Here is a 15,702-nt window from a genome sequence, read left to right as displayed (position 1 = left end):
CCGGGCCTGGTCGAGGGGCGCGAGCTCGGCGCGCGCAAGGGGTCGAGGGGGCCTCGGCGAGGAGGCCGGCGCTCGTCGAAAATCTTCCCCGGGGTCGAGGCGCCCTGACCGCGCTCGACATTTTATTTTTTACTTCCCCCGATCCCCGACCGGAGCGACCCTTCGACGAAGAGAGGTCCGCTATGGCCCCGATGGAGTCCAATTGGGAGGCGGTGGTCAATGTAGTCGCGGCGCGTACCCCCGACGCGGCACGCGTGGAATCCCGTCCGCCCGGCTGCATCGAGCTTGCCGAAGCGGGCGCCATGATCGGCGAGGCGACGAAGCATCCTGATTGGCGCCGTCGGCTGCTGCGGCGGCTCCGGGCGCTCGAAAAAGAGCACCACGTCGAGATCCTCGTCTCGCGGCGCGGTCGGGAGGGCGCCATGGTGCGGCTCGAGGGGCTTTATCTGGCCTGTCCGGTTCCGGTAGCGGCCGCGCTTGCCGTTCATGAGCTCCGCGAACGTTGCGTCGCCCTCGAGCGGCGGCTCGCGGTCGTCGAACGCGAGATCGGCGGCCCGGCGTCTACAATGCGACCGAAAACGGGCCGAAAATGACACGTTCGCGGCGTAAGGGCGAGATGGCAGAACCCAGGGCCGAGACCCCGCAAAGCCGTTACCGGCGCATCGTCCGCGAAGTCCTCGACGCTCGCGGGCGGTTCTGCGAGTGCTGCGGCGTTCCGGCGCGGCACGTTCACCATATCATCCCCTGCTCGATCTCGGGGATCGCCTCGGAGCTCGTCTTCGATCCCGCGAATCTGATCGTGATCTGCAACGATTGCCACATGCTCATGCACCCCTTGATCCGGAGGCCGTCATGGACCAAAGCAGCGAAAGGCCGCGGGATCGCGCTCAACCGTTGACGCCCGAGGAAGCCGAGCGGGCATCCGCGGAAGGCCGACCCGAACCGAACCCCGACGCGCCGAAGATGGACGCGGACGTCAAGACCCTCCGCTGGCTCCTCCGCGTCGAGAAACGCCGGCTCAAGGAAGCCGTGCGCATCGAGCGGGAGCGGCGGATCGTCTTCCCCGAAACGAGCGTGATCCTTCGCGACGTCCACCGGCTGCTCGATGCCATCGCGATCCGCGAAGGGCGCCTCTCGTCGCGCACGGCCACGGCTCCCGAGCCGGGGCGCTTCGAGGGGGGCGGGAACGGAGGCGCCAAGCCCCGGGACGAGTTTGACGATTTCCGAAACCTGCTGGAGTAGACCATGAGCGGACGCCCTACGCTGCGAACCCCCGAGGTGGAAAAGCAAATCCTCGACGCGCTCCGGCTCGGTCAACTTCACCGGCCCACGGTCTGCGCGCTCGTCGGGATCAAGCCGCGCACGCTGCGGGATTGGCGGAAGCAGGATCCCGAATTCGACGCGGCGATCCGGGCCGCGGAAGCGAAGGGCGAAGCGCGGCTCGCCTTGATCGCGACGCAAGGGGCCGCGGATGATCCTCGCTTGGCGCTCGACATTCTGCGCGCGCGGTATCCCGAAAAGTGGAACCGCAGGCATACGCGGGTCGATGGCAACGTCCACGTGGACGTCGCTCGACCCCCGACGCTTCCGAAGGAGCTCCGCGCCGCGTGGGATGCGGGGGCGAAGAGCGGGTGGAAGGATCGGAAGGCTTGTCGGGAGCTGGAAATCTATTGGGCGACGGGGGAGATCGCGAGGCCCGAGCAGATCGCAGCGCTCGAAAAGCTCTTGGCCGAGCTCAAAGCAAACCCGGAGCCGTACCTCGGGGAATAGCTCGATGGCGAAGGCTTTCGGCTACCGGGTGGGCGATTTCTCATTCAAGGAGCACGGCCGGATCGCGGCGGCCCCCTCCGAGGGCCTCGCGGCGTTCGTACCGGCCGTGACGCCCGGGTATGCGCGCCCGGATCATCTCGCCCCCCTGATCGAGCTCCTCGAGCGCGCGCGGCGCGAGCCTGTCCGCGCGGTGATCCACGCTCCGCCGCGCCACGGGAAGACGGACACGATCCTCCATGCGATTGCGTGGTACCTGCGGAAGGATCCCACCCTGCCGATCGCTTACGCCACGTACGGGATCGAGCTGGCCAACAGCAAGAGCCGCGACGCTCGGGCGATGGCGCGCGCGGCTGGCGTCGAGCTCGATGCGGGCGCGAAGGGCGTCGGCGAATGGCGCACGCGCGAGGGCGGGCGGGCCGTGTTCACGGCGCTAAATGGCTCGCTCACGGGCAAGGGGTTCCGCGTGCTCTTCGTGGACGACCCTTTCAAGAACCGGATCCAAGCCGAAAGCCCGACCTATCGCTCGCGGATCTGGGACCTCTGGCAGGGCTCGACAATCAACCGTGTCGAGCCGGGCGGGAGCGCGATCGTCCTTGCTACGCGGTGGCATCCCGAGGACCTCTCCGGACGCCTGATCTCCCAGGGTTGGCAGTATCTCCGCCTCCCTGCGCTCTCCGACGACGGGCGCGCGCTCTGGCCCGAACGATGGCCCGCGGCTGAGCTCGAAGCGCGGCGGCGCGAGGTCGGAGAGTACACGTGGGCCTCGCTCTATCAAGGCGTCCCGAGGCCTCGGGGCGGGGCCGTGTTCAACGCTGAGCCGGCCCTCTACACCTCCGCGGCCCTCGACCTGGTGCGGGAATATCGCGACGGGATCGGCGTCGATTTCGCGTATACCGCGCGGAAGCATGCGGATTACTCGTCGGCGGTGGTCATGCGCTCGCACGAACCCGAGCGCGGGCGGCGCGTTTACTACGTGCTCGAATGCCTGCGGAAGCAGGTCCTTGCGCCCGAATTCGCCGCGGAGGGCGCGCGGCTGCAACGGGCGCACGGGGGATGCAAGGCGATGGGCTACGTCACGGTTTTTGAGAAGATGATCGTCCCGTTCATGTCGGATCGCGGCTTCACGGTCGAGGCGCGCCGCGTGAAGGCGGACAAGTTCACGCGCGCGCAACCGTACGCGGCGTCCTGGAACGATGGGCGCGTGCTCCTCCCGGAAGACGTGGGCCCGGATTCGTGGGTCAATGTCTTCCTGGCGGAGCATCTTCGGTTCACGGGGCAGGACGACGACGAAGACGACCAGGTCGACGCCGGCGCGGCCGCGCATGACCTGCTCTCCTCGCCGGCGGGGCGGATCGCGGGGTCGTTCTCCGCGGCGAACAAGCGGCCGGTGAAGCTCACGAGGTACACCCGATGAATCGAGCTCCTCGCGTCCGCTACGCGCAACACGTCTTCGCGCCGCTCATGGGCTGGGATAATGACCGCGTGCGGCAGGCGCTCGAACGGCATGAAGCGGGAGACTTCCGCGAGTCGGCGGACCTCGCGGAAGCGCTCTTGACCGACGAGCGGCTCGATGGCGCTCTCCAGCAACGGATCGACGGGCTGCTCGCGTTGCCGCTCTCGTTCGAGGTCTCGACCGAGACGGGCGACAAGGAGACCGCGGAGCTCGCGCAACGGAAGGCCGCGGAGGTCTGGTGGCGCTTCTGTCCCGAGCCTGTCCTGCGTGACGTTCTCAAGTGGTTGATCATGCTCGGCGTGGCGGTCGTGCAACTGAATTGGACCGAGGAGCGGGGGCAATGGCTGCCGCTGCTCGAGGTCTGGCATCCGCGCGATCTGTGGTTCGAGGGGCACGAGGTTACCTACAAGGTCGGCACTCCGACCGCGCAGATCGCGATCGGCGCGGACCCGTACAAGTGGGCGATTTTCGCGTCGGGGAGCCAAACGCCTTGGATGAACGGCGCCGTCCGGCGGGTCGCGATGTACTACCTCGCGAAACAACAGATGTTCACGGATTGGGCCCATTACTCCGAGGTTTACGGGCATCCTACCCGGGTCGGGAAGTATCCCGCGGCCCTCGACGAGAGCGACGAGACCGCGCGGGAGCGCGATGCGTACCAGGACGCGCTGGTCAACGCGGGGAAATCGCCGGTGATCATGCTCCCGGTGGACATCGACAGCGAGGGAAAGGCGGCGGCGGGCTGGGATTACGAGCTCGTCCAGGCGGACGGCGCGAGCGCGGTCGAGGTGTTCGAGCGCGGGATCCGGTACTGCGACAGCGCGGCGGCGATGGCGATCCTCCGGCAGACGCTCACCATGGAGCCAGCGCCGATCGGCTCGCATGCGCTCGGGAAGGTGCATAACGCCGTTCGTCACGAGGGGAAACGGGCGGACACGGAAGGCCTCGCGACCACGGGGCATTTCGAGGTGTTGCGACCGTGGGCGCTGTTCAACTTCGGGGACGAACGCCTCGCCCCCTGGCCAAAGTGGGACACGAGGACGCCCGAGGAGCGGGAGGCGCAAGCCGAGGCCGAGGTGCTCGAGGCGCGGCGGCGGGCGGACGTGGCGAAAGCGGAAGCGGAAGCGCGGCGCGCCGTCGCTGAGGCGAAGCGGGCGGAAGCCATCGCGGCGGCCGAGGCGGCGAAGCTCCGGGCCGAGACGCTCGAACGTGTCGCGGGCGCGTTCGCTGCCCTCGGCGCGAGCACGCTCGCGAGCCGCGTGGATTGGGACGCGCTGGCGAAGGACGAGGGGCTTCCCCTGGCTCCGGCGGGCAAGTCTCAGCCGCGGGAGCTCGGGCGTCGCGCCTTGTCGGGAGGCGGGAAGGTTCTGCACGTCGTTGACGGCACGTATGAGCTCTTCCGCGCTCACTTCTCGCGAGGCCGGCGGCGCGTCGTCGATGGGAAGGACGTCAAGGCGACCGTGGGCATGGTGGCATCCCTCGTGACCCTGCTCGAGGCCGGCGAGGTGACGCATCTTGCCGTGGCCTTTGACAACCCGATCACGAGCTTTCGAAACAAGCTGTTCGAGGGATACAAGGACGATTCCGTCGTCCCGGCGGCCCTGCGCGCGCAGTTCGAGGACGCGGAAGCGGCGGCGCGAGCGCTGGGGATCGTGGTCTGGTCGATGGACGAGTTCGAGGCCGACGACGCGCTTGCCACGGCATGCCAGAAGTACACGCAGGATTTCGCCACGATCCGCCTCCTCTCGCCGGACAAAGACCTCGCGCAATGCCTGACGCGGCCGGGCGTCGTGCTCGTGGATCGTGCTCGTGGTCGGGAGCTCGCGGCGGATGGCGTGCGGGAGCGGTTCGGCGTCGATCCGGAGAGCATCCCCGATCTGCTCGCGCTCGTGGGCGATGCCGCCGACCAGATCCCGGGCCTCGATGGGGTGGGCATCGAGGCGGCGGCCGCGCTCCTGTCGAAATACGGCCATATTGAAGATATCCCGGAAGATGCGACAGATTGGGACGTCGAGGTGTGGGGCGCGGAGCGTGTCGCGGCGGCCCTGAAAGCCGGTCGAGAGGACGCGCTCCTGTACCGCGAGCTCGCCACGCTCGTTCGGAATGTTCCCCTCGAAGAGAACGCCGAAGAGCTCGCGTGGGGTGGGGAGAGCGAGGAATTTGGCGCATGGTGTGAGAGAATGAACGCCGACCATTTGAAGGGACGGTTACCTGTCGCCGGGTGAACCTGCGACGATTTCGTGCTCGTTGACAATTGACGCGCTGAATCAACCATCAATCCGCCAGATATGGCTGATTCCCGCCCGAAGGGTAGAGGCTCCTCATTTTGAGGAGCCCGTACCCGATGAAACGCACGTCTCGTGCCACGCTTCGCCTCGTTGATCTCTCTGGGGATCCCCCCGGGGAAGTGCTGCTCTTCCGCGCGGGCGTGAACAAATCCTACAAGGGCCTGCTCCTCTTCGATGAGGAAGCGGCGCGGCGCGTCCTCGCTGACTTCGAGGCGCACGGCGCCGAGCTGTTCTTCGATTACGACCACGCCTCCCTGTTCGGCTTCTCGAAGGGCATGGGCGAGGCGGCGGCATGGTTCCGGCCCGAGGTCCGCGAGGGCGCCTTGTGGGCCGTGGATGTCCGCTGGACCGAGGAAGCGGCCGAGAAGGTCCGGGCGCGAAAGTATCGCTACATCTCGCCCGCGGTCGATTACGAGCTCGATAGCAACCGGATCACGCGGCTGATCAACGTCGCGCTGACGAACCTGCCCGCTTCGCACGGGCTTCCGCCGCTGATGGCGGCTTCGCAGGGAGCAAAAGGCATGCTGGAAGGCGCGCTCGCGCATATCGCCTCGGCGCTCGGGCTCGATCCCGACGCGGCGAGCGAGGACGACGTGATCAAGGCGTTCGATGATCACATGGCCGAGGAAGGCGGCGACGAGGGGGACGACGCGCTCAAGGATAGCGACGCGGCGGAGGCCCTCGCGCAGATTCGCACGCTCACCGGGAAGGCGACGGCGCGCGAGGCGCTCGCGGCGGCGGCCGAGGAGCTGCAAGCGGCGCGGGCGGCGGCCGTGGAAGACGAGATCGGCGCGCTCGTCGATCGAGGCGTCGCGGCGAAGCTGATCCCCGAGGCGGGGCGCGAGGCGTTCGTCAAGCTCGGCCGAAAGGACCTCGACGCGCTGAGAGAGCTCGTCGGGACGGAGGAACCCGAGCGGGAGAAGCCGAAAGGGGATCCCCCGCCGAAAGCCGATCCCCCGAAGAAGCCCGCGGCGAAGCCCTCGCCTCCGGCGACGCGGTATCAGCAAGCGACGCTCGCGGCGCGCACGCGTCGGAATGGAGAGTTTGATCTCCAGGTGGCGAAAACGCTGCGGATCGATCCCGCTGCGATGGATGAGGCCGACGATTGAAGGAGCTGGGCCATGGTCCGTGACGTCAAGCGATACGGGATCGGCGTCTGCGTCGAGAGGCTCGCGCCCGGCATGAAGGCGGGCGCGGTCATCGAGGAAGGCAATATCGTCTGCGTGGATGCCTCGGGCTACGCGGTCGAGGCGACCGAGGCGGCGGATCTCCGGCCGGTCGGGCGCGCCTGCGAGACGAAGGACAACAGCGCGGGCCAGGACGGCGCCGAGCGGATCAACTGCGAGCCGGGGACGTTCCTGCTCCAGAATTCGAGCGGGGCCGATGCGGTGACCATGGCCGATTTCCTGAAGGACGTGTTCCTCGTGAATGGGGGGCGCGTCGCCAGAACGAGCGGCGGCGGGAAACGGTCGGTGGCGGGAAAGATGGTGGGGCTCGACGGGGGCCGCGTCGCGGTTTCCATCGGTCCGCGGTGACGCGAGGAAGGGCGTTCGATGATCATCACGCGTTCGAGCCTGCGGGCGATGTTCAAAGGCTTCCAGGTCCTCTTCAAGAGCGGGATGGGCATGGCGGAGCCGTGGGGCTCGAAGGTCGCCCGCACGCTCCCGAGCACGGGCGAGGAGGAAACCTACTCCTGGCTGACGGCGATCCCGGGGCTCCGGCATTGGGTGGGCCCGCGCGTGGTCGAAAACCTCCGCTCGCGTAGCTTCACGATCAAGAATAAGCCCTTCGAGAAAACCCTCGGGGTCGAGCGGGAGAAGATCGAAGACGACAAATACGGGATGTATGGGGATTATGCGAGCCTGCTCGGGCAGCAGGCCGCCAAGCATCCCGACGATTGCATCGCGCCGATCCTCCTCTACGGGGAGCAAACGAGCTACCTCGATCCCCTCGTCGGGCCGGTCTCCCTCGTGGTCTACGATGGCCAGCCGGTCTTTTCCGAGGTGCATCCGGTCGATCAAGACGATCCCGATTCACCCGTCCAGGCGAATTATTACCCGTCGGGGATGGCCCTCACGCCCGAGAATTACGAGATCGTCCGCGCGAACATGCGCTCGCTCGTGGACGTCAACGGGCGGCGGATCGGGATCAAGCCGGATACGCTGATCGTGAGCCCGCAGAAGGAAGGCGCGGCGAAGCGGATCGTCGAGGCCGAGACGATCGCCCGCGGCGGGGCGCAGGAAGACAACATCAATCAGGGGACGGCCGAGGTGCTCGTGATCGATGAGCTGAGCGATTCGCCCGGGGTCTGGTTCCTCGCCATGCTCAAGAATCAACTGATGCGGCCGATCATCTGGCAGGAACGGCAAAAACCGCGGTTTCAGGCGCTCATGAACGGGAGCGAGTACGCGTTCGTCAATAACCAATATCTCGCGGGGGTCGACTGCCGGGGCAATGCCGCGCCGGCTGTCTGGCAGAGCATCGCGAAGTGTCGCCCGTAGGGCCGGAGGGAAGGACGATGATCATCGTTACGTGTGTTCCGCCTCCCGGATATGACGCCTACCGCTGCGGGTGGCGCGAGGAGGAGCGGGACGGGAGGAAGGTCCGGATCGGGCTCTGCTGGAAGGCCGGTGCAACCGAGCTGCCCGACGATGCGTTGACGCGCGAGCAAATCGAAATGCTGAAGCGTGATCCCGGGAAGCGGATCACGGTGCGGGAGCTGCCGGGCGTCGAGCAAGTGCGCGCGCCGAGGTCGAAGGAGCCGATCGAGGCGAAGGGCAAGGCGTCGAAGGAGAGCGGCGAGGCGAAGGAGACGGGGGAGACGTGAGCACGTACGCCACGCTCGCGCAACTGTACGCGCTCGGCGTCAACAAGGAGGCGCTGGCTCGTGTACCCGTCGCGGATCAACTCGAAGGGCTCGAGGCGGCTTCGCGGAAGGTCGACACGTACCTCGCCGATCTCAACCCTCCGCTGGCGGTCTTCACCGGGGCGATCGTCGAAGCTACGGCGGCGCTCGCGGCCTATATGCTCATGTCCGCCTCGGGTTTTGATCCCGAGCACGACGACTCGAAGAATCTGCGGCAAAGGTACCTCGACCAGATCCACTGGCTCGAAGGGCTCGACGGGGGGAAGAAACTGCCGGGCGTCGTCGGGCAATCGGGCACGAACGGCAAGCGGCTCGGGCCGCGTGTGCGCGCGGCGGAGCTGCGGGGCTGGGAACGGGGATGGCGAGGAGGGCGGCGGGCATGAAGCTGTCACGGGTCGCGGGTCGCGGGCTGCTCGAAATGGCCAAAGGGCTTCGAGGGCTCTCGAACGGCTCGCATCAAACCGAGGTGCAAAAGACCCTCGGCAAAGAGGCCGTCGAGCTCGTGCGCGATGGCATCGAGTCCGGCCGCTCGCCCGATGGGGACGCCTGGCCCAAGCGGGCGGCGGATGGCGCGCTCGCGCTACAGCCGCTCGCGGCGCACGTCGAGTATCGTCCGCTTCCGCCGAACCCTTTCGAGTGCGCGGTCGAGGTGCGGGTGAATCACTGGACCGCGCATTTCGCGCAACGCGGGACGCTCCAACACGGGGTCATGCATAACCCCGAGCGGGCGCTCGTGCCCGATGGCCAACCCCCTCCGGGCTGGATTGCGCGCATCCGCGCGAGTGCGGGTATCGCTTTCTCCGCGGCGGTGCGGCGCGCCGTCAAGGGGGAGTAATGGGCGGCTGGGACGAAACGAGCCTCGGGCGGTTCGCCAAGGAGCTCCATGCGAAAATGAACGTTGAGGGCCTCGATCTGGCGATCGGAAAGGACGAGGGGCGCGGGCTCGCCTCGCCCGCGCGGCTGATCGTCTCGGTGCCGGAACACGAGGACCTCGAACCTCCGGCGCAGCAAGGCGGCGCGGGGAAACACGTCTGCGAGGACCGCGTGATCGAAGCGACGTTCACGATCTGGGGGAGCTCGCCCGTCGAGGCGGAAGGTGTCTACCTTCGCCTGTTGCAATCGGTGCGGGAGCTCGGGGTGAGCCGGCGTGCGCGCGGATATGGGCGCGTCCAGTGGATCGCGGGCGCCGGGCGCGCGGGTTCGGCCGGGGTCAAGGTGGTCGTTCCGATGTCGATCCGCCTCCCCGTGGTGGATGTCGATCTGCGGCATGCGCTGATTCTGAAAGCCTCGGTCGAGGGGGAGACGGCTGCGCCCGATGGCTCGAAACGTGAGGGGTTCTGATGCCGAGCGCTGAGATCACGTTCACCGAATTCGGGCCGGCGGGCGAGCCGGCATCCGCCGCGCGGGTGGTCGCCAAAGTGGGCGTCTGCTCGGCCGGGCCGAAGAATACCGTTTATGCGTTCGATGTCCCCTCCCCCGTTGCGAAGGCGCTCGGCGAGGGGCCGCTGACGGAAGCCACGGCGCAAGCGGTCCGCGTCTCAAGGCAGCGCACGCTCGCGGTTCCCATCGAGGCGAGCATTCCGGGTGTCCTCGGGCCGCTCACGCAATCGGGACCGGGGCCGGCGCTCCTGCTCGCGGGCGCTCCGACGGATACGGCGGCCGTGCGTGTGCGCATCACGAAGAGCGGGCCGCAAGGTGTCGGGCGCTTCCGCGTGTCGATTTCGGGGACGGCGGCGGGCGCGCAGGTGGTTCCCCGGTTCGGAACCGAGCTCGTGATTCCCTCGCGGAAGGCGGCCGAGGTGACTGGGACGCGGGATCTGTCGCGGCTCGCGTATGCAACACCGGCCGTCGTCCGCGGGGACAAAGACCTCGGGGCCTCGGGCCTGTACGGGGCCGGGGGCTTGCTCGATGGGAAGGGAATCGAGGCGAAGATCCACGGCGCCGAGATGACGTGTGTGCTCGAGGCGCCGAAGGACGGGGCCGCGTTGCTGGCGCAATTGGCGAACGCTTTCGGCTCGTGCGTGTTCTCGCTCGACGTGGGCGCGCGGCTCGTATGGACCTCGAAGGCCATCGGGAAGGCGGCGACGATCGAGCTCCTCGGCGGCTCCGCGCTCGGCGCGCTCGGCCTGGTGGTCGGGGTGAAGCAAGGCGAGGCGGGGGACCTCGACGGGGCGACGCTCGATTTGCAGGAAGGCACGGGCGAGGCACAAAGCATCAAGTTCGATGATCCGCCTGCTGATCCTGCGGCGGTCGTCGCGGTGCTCGGGAAGGCGAACAACGTGGCGGCGTCGCTTGTGGCTCCGGCCTCGAAGGTGCGGCTTGCGAGCAAGACGATCGGCGAGGCGTCGAGCCTCGCGATCCTCGGCGGAAGCGCGATCGAACTGCTCGGCCTCCCAAAGGCGACGGCGAAGGGGCGCGAGGCGGACCATAAGATCCCGGGCGTCGGCGTGACGATCCTGTTTCCCGCGGCGGCGTTCGTCAAGGACACGGAATACGCGTTCGTCTGCAACGCGCCGGGGTTCGCGATCGAGGCCGTGATCGAGGCGATCGACAAGCTCGTCCACGTGAAGGCCGATTTCCGGCTCCTGCACGTCGTCGGCGAGCTCGCCGATGCTGCGGAAACGAGGGCGCTGGCGGAGGCCCTCGACACGAAGATCGCTGAGCTCGAAGCGCTCAAGCGGCCGATCGTCGCGATCCTCGGCGCGCCGCTCGGCGAGGCGGACGAAGCGCTCGCGGAAGCCTTCGAGGGTTTCGTTTCGCGGCGCGTCTGCGTGTGCGCTCGTGGCGCGTGGCTTCGCGGGGGGACGCTGCAAGGGTCGCTCTTGCGCTCGCAATCGTGGGCGGCCGCGTACAAGGCGGCGGCGGTGCGGTTCTCGTCGGACCTCGGCAACCATGATGACGGGCCGCTGAAGGAGGTGGACGCGCTCCCGGTGGACGAGGGGCTCGCGACGGTGAAGCTCCGCGCGGCGCGGTTCACGGTCATGGATACGAGCGGGGGAAACGTGTACTTCGCTCGCGGGCTCACGATGGCGGACGAACGGAGCCGATATCGGGATCTGAACGTGGCGCGCGTCATGATCGAGGCGTATCTCGCGGCGCAGCCAGTGCTCGATAACGAGATCAATAACGATCCGCCGCTGAACGAGGACGGGGCGCTCGAAACGAATACCGCAGGCGCGATTGACCGAGCTGTAACGAATGCCCTGTCAGGTGCGCTGATGCCCGACCATGCGAGCGCGGTACGGGCGCGCGTCGTCCGCACGGACAACATCTTCGAGACGAACCTGCTCCGGGCGCGGATGACCGTCGTTCCCCGGGGGCAAATCTACGGGGTCTCGGCCGAGCTCGGGCCGGGGCTCTTGACGGACAACGAGGAGGAGGGCGGCTGACATGGGGCATACCGTGACCACTCCGCGTGGGGAATTCGCTCATGATGATCTGACGATCACGGCGGTCCTCCACAACGGCAAGCGGCACACGTTCACCACGTGCTCGTCGATTACCTACGGAAATGGCCTCTCCTCGAGCACGGTCGGCGGGACGCAACCCGGACCGAAGGCGCACGGGGGGCGGAAGGCCGAGCCGAAATGCGAGATGGAGATTTCTCGCGGGGAGGAAGACGAGCTGCGCGGGAAGCAAGGGGACGGCTGGATCTACCGGACGGTTGATCTGCAAATCGTGTATTCGCTCCCGGGCCGGCCGGACATCATCGATCGCGTGGAGACGTGGCTGCCGCTCGGGGATGAAACGTCGTCGCAGGCGGGGGATCCCTCGATGACGAAGCTCGAAGGGAATTGCCTCAAGGTCGTAAAGAACGGGATCGATCCTTTCAAGAAACCGAGGAGCTGATCGAAAATGCGCAAGCTGACGGATGAGGTGCGGGCGGAGCTGCGGCGGACGCACGGCGGGGAGCTGCGGCTGATCGAGGTCGAGGATCGCGAGGGCGCGGCGGTCGTGGTGAAGCCTCCGACGCGGAAGGCGTGGGCGGCGGCGTTTGATGGGCTCTCCAGGCCTGCCGGGCGCCCGGATGCGCTCCACAACCTGCTGATCGATTGCGTGGCCTGGCCCGATGCGGCGGAGCTCGCGAAGGTGCTCGAGGAGGTTCCGGCGCTGTCTGAACTGGCCTGGCCGATCCTGGCGGAGCTCGCCGGGGCGCCGGACGACGAGCTGGAAACGATCCCGCTCGGCAAGCTCGGTTCCGACGACTGGATCACGCTCGCGGCGGCGGGCCTGGCGGAGGCGAAGTGCGCCGAGCTCGCGGCGGAGGCGCGTGGGCCCTCGCAACGCGTCGCGCTGCGGCTGCCGACGGGCTTGTGGTTGCTGAAGTGTCCGAGCTCCTCGCAATATACGGCGGCGCGGCGGCTGACCGCGCAAGGCAAGGTCTTCGAGGGGCTCTATCGGCTTTCCCTCAACGCGATCGAATGGCCGACGAGTGAAGCCGTGGCGGCCGTCTTCGAGCGCGCGCCGGGCCTCGCGAGTGCCGTCGGCGAGGTGGTGATGGATCTGGCCGGCGCGGGGGCAAAGCTTCGCGTGGGGGGGATCTAAGCCTGCTGCGACAGGCGCGAACGGATCCGGGCCTGGTCGCGGACGGGCTCCTCGAGCTGTGCGGCGTCGATGGCGATTCCGAGCCGGCGCGCGCGGCGGCGCTCATGATTGCGGCGTTTCTTCAGTCGAACATTAAATGGAATGACCCATGACGGTCTCGGAAAAGGTCGTTCTGCGCGAGGATGTGGCGAGGCCCGCGGCGAAGGCAGCGGCGAGCGTGGAACGCCTTGCAGGCGCGCTCGGCGGGCTCGGGTCCGTGAACGTGGACGCGGGCGCGGCGGCGAAGATCGAGCGGACGGCGAAGGCGGCGAGCGCGGCGCAGGACAAGGCGACCGAGGCGGCGAAGCGAGCGGCGGCGGTCCGGGAGGCCGCGACGAAGACCGAGGGGAAGGCGCGGGAGGCGGCCGAACGCGTGGCGAATGCGACGCGCGAGGCGGAGGACAAGGCGGCGGCGACGGCGAAGAAAGCGGCGGCGCTGCGGGAGGAGGCGAACAAGGCGGCGGAAAAGGCGGAGGAGGCGGCGACGAGGGCGGCGCGGCTGCGGGAGGCCAGCGTCAAGGCAGGCAAGGCGGAGCAGCAGGCGGAGCGCGCGGCGGTGAAGGCGGCGCGGCTCCGGGCGAGCGCGGAGCGGGCCGAGGAGGCGGCGCGGAAGCGCTCGGCGTCGGCTGCGCGGGCGCAGTCGGCCGCGGAACGGCAAGCGGAACGGCTGGGCGAGAAAGCCGCAAAGCAACGGGCGGCCGCGGAGCGCGCGGAGGCGACTGCGAAGAAGAGGGCCGCCTCGGCGGCGCGTGTGCAGTCCTCGGCCGAAAGGGCGCGACGAACCACGGAGGCGGCCGCGGAAAAGCGCGCCGCAAGGGCGCATCGGCTGGCGCAACGCGAGGAGCAGCGGCGGCGGAAGGGCCTGGAGTCCAAGGTCAGCAAGACGGAGGCGCGGCTCGCCGATTCGGTTCAGCGGTTCAACCCGGCGCAGGAACGGCGCGAGGCGATGCTGGAGCGTCAGCTTCGAGAGATGCGGAAGCAAGCACGGACGGGCCTCGATGACGATGGGGGGCGAGGCGGCGAGCTCGGCGTGGGGGGCGGGCGCGCTGCTGCGGTCGCAGCGCTCGCGGCTGCGGGGGCGGCGGTAGCCTCGGGGGCGGCGCGGGCGGCGTTCGATCTGGGCTCGGCGGCTGTCGACGCGGCGGCGTTTCGCGAGGATGCGACGCGGGCGCTCGCCATCCTGCGGCGCACTCAGGGGGACGCGGACAAGGTCTTCCAAACAGCGGTTCGCACGGCGGATTTCGTCGGGCAAGGTCGACGCGAGACCATCGGGCAATTCGTCGAGCTGCTCGGGAAGGGGTTCGATACAACAATCGTCGATCGAATTGTCCGATCCGTCGCTGATCTCGGCACGGTCAACCCCGAGGCGAACGTCGACTCCATCGTCCGAGCGATGGGGAAAATCCAAGCTCAAGGCTACCTTCAGGGAGACGAGCTGAACATGCTCACCGAGGCGGGGCTCTCGGCTGACAAGGTGTACGGAAAGCTTGCCGCTAGGCTTGGGAAGAGCACCGACGAAATTCGACGAATGCAGAGCGCCGGGAAGCTGGGGGCGGCGGATACCATCGAGGCGATCCTCGCGGCGATCAACGAGCTGTCAGGCGGACGGGCGGCGGGGCTCGCGGCGCGGGCGAAGTCGCTGGAGGATATCACGGGGCTTCTCGGACGGCTCCGCGCCGTGCCCGGGAACCTGCTCATGGACCTCGACGTGACCCCGGGGATGCGGTCCTTCAAGGCATTCGTGGGGGGCGTGCGCGATAGCCTGGACCCCTCGGGGCCACGCTGGGCCAGGATCACGGGGTCCCTCGGGCGGGTGCTGAACAAGGTGTTCGGCGGGCTCTTCGCGGAGCAGGATCCAGGGAAGTTCATCGATCGCGTGGTGGCGAAGATGGAGCAGGCGGAGCCGATCATTTCGGCCGTCATTTCGGGCTTTCGGACGGGGCTCGGCGGAGCTCTGGGCGTCTTCGAGAAACTCGACGCGATGAACGCGGGGCCGCTCGGCGAGCTCTCCAAGTTCCTCGGGGTCGATGATGTCCCGTGGATCGAACGCGTGGCGAAGGGGGTCGGCTTGATCGCGGGCGTGGCAGGGGTCGCGATCGGCGTCATCGGAGTTGCGGCGGCGAAGTGGGCCTCCTTCGTCGGCTCGGCCTACGCGGCGGTGCTCGCAACATACGGATATCTCGTTACCTTCGTGGAATGGCTGGGGGGCTTATTCTCGGGCGAGGGCCTCGCGGAAGCGGGGAGCTCGGCGGGGACCGCGATCGTCGATGGCCTGGTCGGCAGTATCCGCGCCGGTGCGCTGGCGGTCGCTGCTGCGGTCAAGGCCATGGCCGGCGGGGCCATCTCCACGGCGAAGCGGACGCTCGGGATCGCAAGTCCGTCGCGCGTGTTCGAGGGGATCGGCTGGAACATGGCCGGCGGCGCCGAGGTGGGCATCACGGGCGGCGCGGGGCGCGTGGTCCGGGCCGCGGAAGCGATGGCGTTTGCGGCGACGCGGGCGGCCAACGACAACCTCGTGACCCCCTCGAAGGCGGCCGGCGTCGGCGGCTCGGGGATCGCCTCGAGCGCGGGCGCGCGGGCCGGGCGCTCGGCCCTGCACGGGGGCGAGCGGGTGGTGATGCACTTCGAGGCCGGGGCGATCCAGATCGTCGTCCAAGGCAGCGCAACGGAGCAGGACGGGGAAGCCGTTGCCCGCGGGCTCTGGGCCGAGCTCCAACGTCTCGCTGAGGAGGCGGCTTGAC

17 protein-coding genes are annotated in these 15,702 nt (G+C 68.4%); all 17 read left to right on the top strand.

Annotation, left to right across the window (positions count from 1 at the left end; genetic code table 11):
* Positions 1-182: 182 nt before the first annotated feature.
* The 17 genes from GF068_RS41395 (at position 183) to GF068_RS41320 (ending at position 15,701) form a co-directional block, all read left to right on the top strand.
* A complete protein-coding gene (locus GF068_RS41395; RefSeq protein ID WP_153825087.1) occupies positions 183-593 on the top strand; it encodes a hypothetical protein in 411 nt (136 codons plus the stop codon).
* Positions 590-898 (top strand): HNH endonuclease, encoded by a 309-nt coding sequence (locus GF068_RS47555; RefSeq protein ID WP_153825086.1) that lies wholly within the window; start codon positions 590-592, stop codon positions 896-898. Before GF068_RS41395 ends, GF068_RS47555 begins: the two co-directional genes overlap by 4 nt.
* Before the next feature lie 65 nt (positions 899-963).
* Positions 964-1,242 (top strand): hypothetical protein, encoded by a 279-nt coding sequence (locus GF068_RS47550; protein ID WP_153825085.1) that lies wholly within the window; start codon positions 964-966, stop codon positions 1,240-1,242.
* 3 nt (positions 1,243-1,245) lie between these two features.
* Complete coding sequence (locus GF068_RS43985) at positions 1,246-1,770, top strand: hypothetical protein (protein WP_170319994.1); 525 nt, start codon at positions 1,246-1,248, stop codon at positions 1,768-1,770.
* A 4-nt stretch (positions 1,771-1,774) separates the two neighbouring features.
* Positions 1,775-3,184 (top strand): terminase large subunit domain-containing protein, encoded by a 1,410-nt coding sequence (locus GF068_RS41380; protein WP_170319993.1) that lies wholly within the window; start codon positions 1,775-1,777, stop codon positions 3,182-3,184.
* On the top strand, positions 3,181-5,448 hold the full coding sequence (locus GF068_RS46750; protein WP_153825083.1) for a phage portal protein family protein: 2,268 nt from the start codon (positions 3,181-3,183) through the stop codon (positions 5,446-5,448). The genes GF068_RS41380 and GF068_RS46750 overlap by 4 nt, the downstream gene beginning before the upstream one ends.
* Positions 5,449-5,567: 119 nt before the next feature.
* The gene (locus GF068_RS41370; protein ID WP_153825082.1) at positions 5,568-6,620 is read left to right on the top strand and encodes a phage protease; all 1,053 of its coding nucleotides are present in this window, start codon (positions 5,568-5,570) and stop codon (positions 6,618-6,620) included.
* Positions 6,621-6,632: 12 nt separating this feature from the next.
* Positions 6,633-7,046 (top strand): hypothetical protein, encoded by a 414-nt coding sequence (locus GF068_RS41365; RefSeq protein ID WP_153825081.1) that lies wholly within the window; start codon positions 6,633-6,635, stop codon positions 7,044-7,046.
* Positions 7,047-7,064: 18 nt separating this feature from the next.
* On the top strand, positions 7,065-8,012 hold the full coding sequence (locus tag GF068_RS41360; protein ID WP_153825080.1) for a Mu-like prophage major head subunit gpT family protein: 948 nt from the start codon (positions 7,065-7,067) through the stop codon (positions 8,010-8,012).
* A gap of 17 nt (positions 8,013-8,029) precedes the next feature.
* On the top strand, positions 8,030-8,338 hold the full coding sequence (locus GF068_RS41355; RefSeq protein ID WP_153825079.1) for a hypothetical protein: 309 nt from the start codon (positions 8,030-8,032) through the stop codon (positions 8,336-8,338).
* Positions 8,335-8,760, top strand: coding sequence for a phage protein Gp36 family protein (locus GF068_RS41350; protein WP_153825078.1), 426 nt, complete (start codon positions 8,335-8,337; stop codon positions 8,758-8,760). The genes GF068_RS41355 and GF068_RS41350 overlap by 4 nt, the downstream gene beginning before the upstream one ends.
* The gene (locus GF068_RS41345) at positions 8,757-9,212 is read left to right on the top strand and encodes a hypothetical protein (RefSeq protein ID WP_153825077.1); all 456 of its coding nucleotides are present in this window, start codon (positions 8,757-8,759) and stop codon (positions 9,210-9,212) included. Before GF068_RS41350 ends, GF068_RS41345 begins: the two co-directional genes overlap by 4 nt.
* A 56-nt stretch (positions 9,213-9,268) precedes the next feature.
* Positions 9,269-9,718 (top strand): hypothetical protein, encoded by a 450-nt coding sequence (locus tag GF068_RS41340; protein ID WP_153824627.1) that lies wholly within the window; start codon positions 9,269-9,271, stop codon positions 9,716-9,718.
* Positions 9,718-11,766, top strand: coding sequence for a DUF2586 family protein (locus GF068_RS41335; RefSeq protein WP_153825076.1), 2,049 nt, complete (start codon positions 9,718-9,720; stop codon positions 11,764-11,766). Before GF068_RS41340 ends, GF068_RS41335 begins: the two co-directional genes overlap by 1 nt.
* A gap of 13 nt (positions 11,767-11,779) precedes the next feature.
* The gene (locus GF068_RS41330) at positions 11,780-12,226 is read left to right on the top strand and encodes a hypothetical protein (RefSeq protein ID WP_153824625.1); all 447 of its coding nucleotides are present in this window, start codon (positions 11,780-11,782) and stop codon (positions 12,224-12,226) included.
* A gap of 6 nt (positions 12,227-12,232) precedes the next feature.
* Complete coding sequence (locus GF068_RS41325) at positions 12,233-12,922, top strand: hypothetical protein (protein WP_153825075.1); 690 nt, start codon at positions 12,233-12,235, stop codon at positions 12,920-12,922.
* A gap of 148 nt (positions 12,923-13,070) precedes the next feature.
* The gene (locus GF068_RS41320) at positions 13,071-15,701 is read left to right on the top strand and encodes a tape measure protein (protein WP_153825074.1); all 2,631 of its coding nucleotides are present in this window, start codon (positions 13,071-13,073) and stop codon (positions 15,699-15,701) included.
* The last annotated feature ends 1 nt before the right edge of the window (position 15,702 follow it).

The organism is Polyangium spumosum (genome assembly GCF_009649845.1).
Classification (GTDB): Bacteria; Myxococcota_A; Polyangia; order Polyangiales; family Polyangiaceae; genus Polyangium; species Polyangium spumosum.
Note: the sequence above shows the minus strand (reverse complement) of the source record. Positions and strands in the feature narration are given on the sequence as shown.

Bases quoted from the DNA above. Each gene is read 5' to 3' on its own strand.
- GF068_RS41395 (WP_153825087.1), top strand. From the start codon at position 183: ATGGCCCCGATGGAGTCCAATTGGGAGGCGGTGGTCAATGTAGTCGCG.
- GF068_RS47555 (WP_153825086.1), top strand. From the start codon at position 590: ATGACACGTTCGCGGCGTAAGGGCGAGATGGCAGAACCCAGGGCCGAG.
- GF068_RS47550 (WP_153825085.1), top strand. From the start codon at position 964: ATGGACGCGGACGTCAAGACCCTCCGCTGGCTCCTCCGCGTCGAGAAA.
- GF068_RS43985 (WP_170319994.1), top strand. From the start codon at position 1,246: ATGAGCGGACGCCCTACGCTGCGAACCCCCGAGGTGGAAAAGCAAATC.
- GF068_RS41380 (WP_170319993.1), top strand. From the start codon at position 1,775: ATGGCGAAGGCTTTCGGCTACCGGGTGGGCGATTTCTCATTCAAGGAG.
- GF068_RS46750 (WP_153825083.1), top strand. From the start codon at position 3,181: ATGAATCGAGCTCCTCGCGTCCGCTACGCGCAACACGTCTTCGCGCCG.
- GF068_RS41370 (WP_153825082.1), top strand. From the start codon at position 5,568: ATGAAACGCACGTCTCGTGCCACGCTTCGCCTCGTTGATCTCTCTGGG.
- GF068_RS41365 (WP_153825081.1), top strand. From the start codon at position 6,633: ATGGTCCGTGACGTCAAGCGATACGGGATCGGCGTCTGCGTCGAGAGG.
- GF068_RS41360 (WP_153825080.1), top strand. From the start codon at position 7,065: ATGATCATCACGCGTTCGAGCCTGCGGGCGATGTTCAAAGGCTTCCAG.
- GF068_RS41355 (WP_153825079.1), top strand. From the start codon at position 8,030: ATGATCATCGTTACGTGTGTTCCGCCTCCCGGATATGACGCCTACCGC.
- GF068_RS41345 (WP_153825077.1), top strand. From the start codon at position 8,757: ATGAAGCTGTCACGGGTCGCGGGTCGCGGGCTGCTCGAAATGGCCAAA.
- GF068_RS41340 (WP_153824627.1), top strand. From the start codon at position 9,269: ATGAACGTTGAGGGCCTCGATCTGGCGATCGGAAAGGACGAGGGGCGC.
- GF068_RS41335 (WP_153825076.1), top strand. From the start codon at position 9,718: ATGCCGAGCGCTGAGATCACGTTCACCGAATTCGGGCCGGCGGGCGAG.
- GF068_RS41325 (WP_153825075.1), top strand. From the start codon at position 12,233: ATGCGCAAGCTGACGGATGAGGTGCGGGCGGAGCTGCGGCGGACGCAC.
- GF068_RS41320 (WP_153825074.1), top strand. From the start codon at position 13,071: ATGACGGTCTCGGAAAAGGTCGTTCTGCGCGAGGATGTGGCGAGGCCC.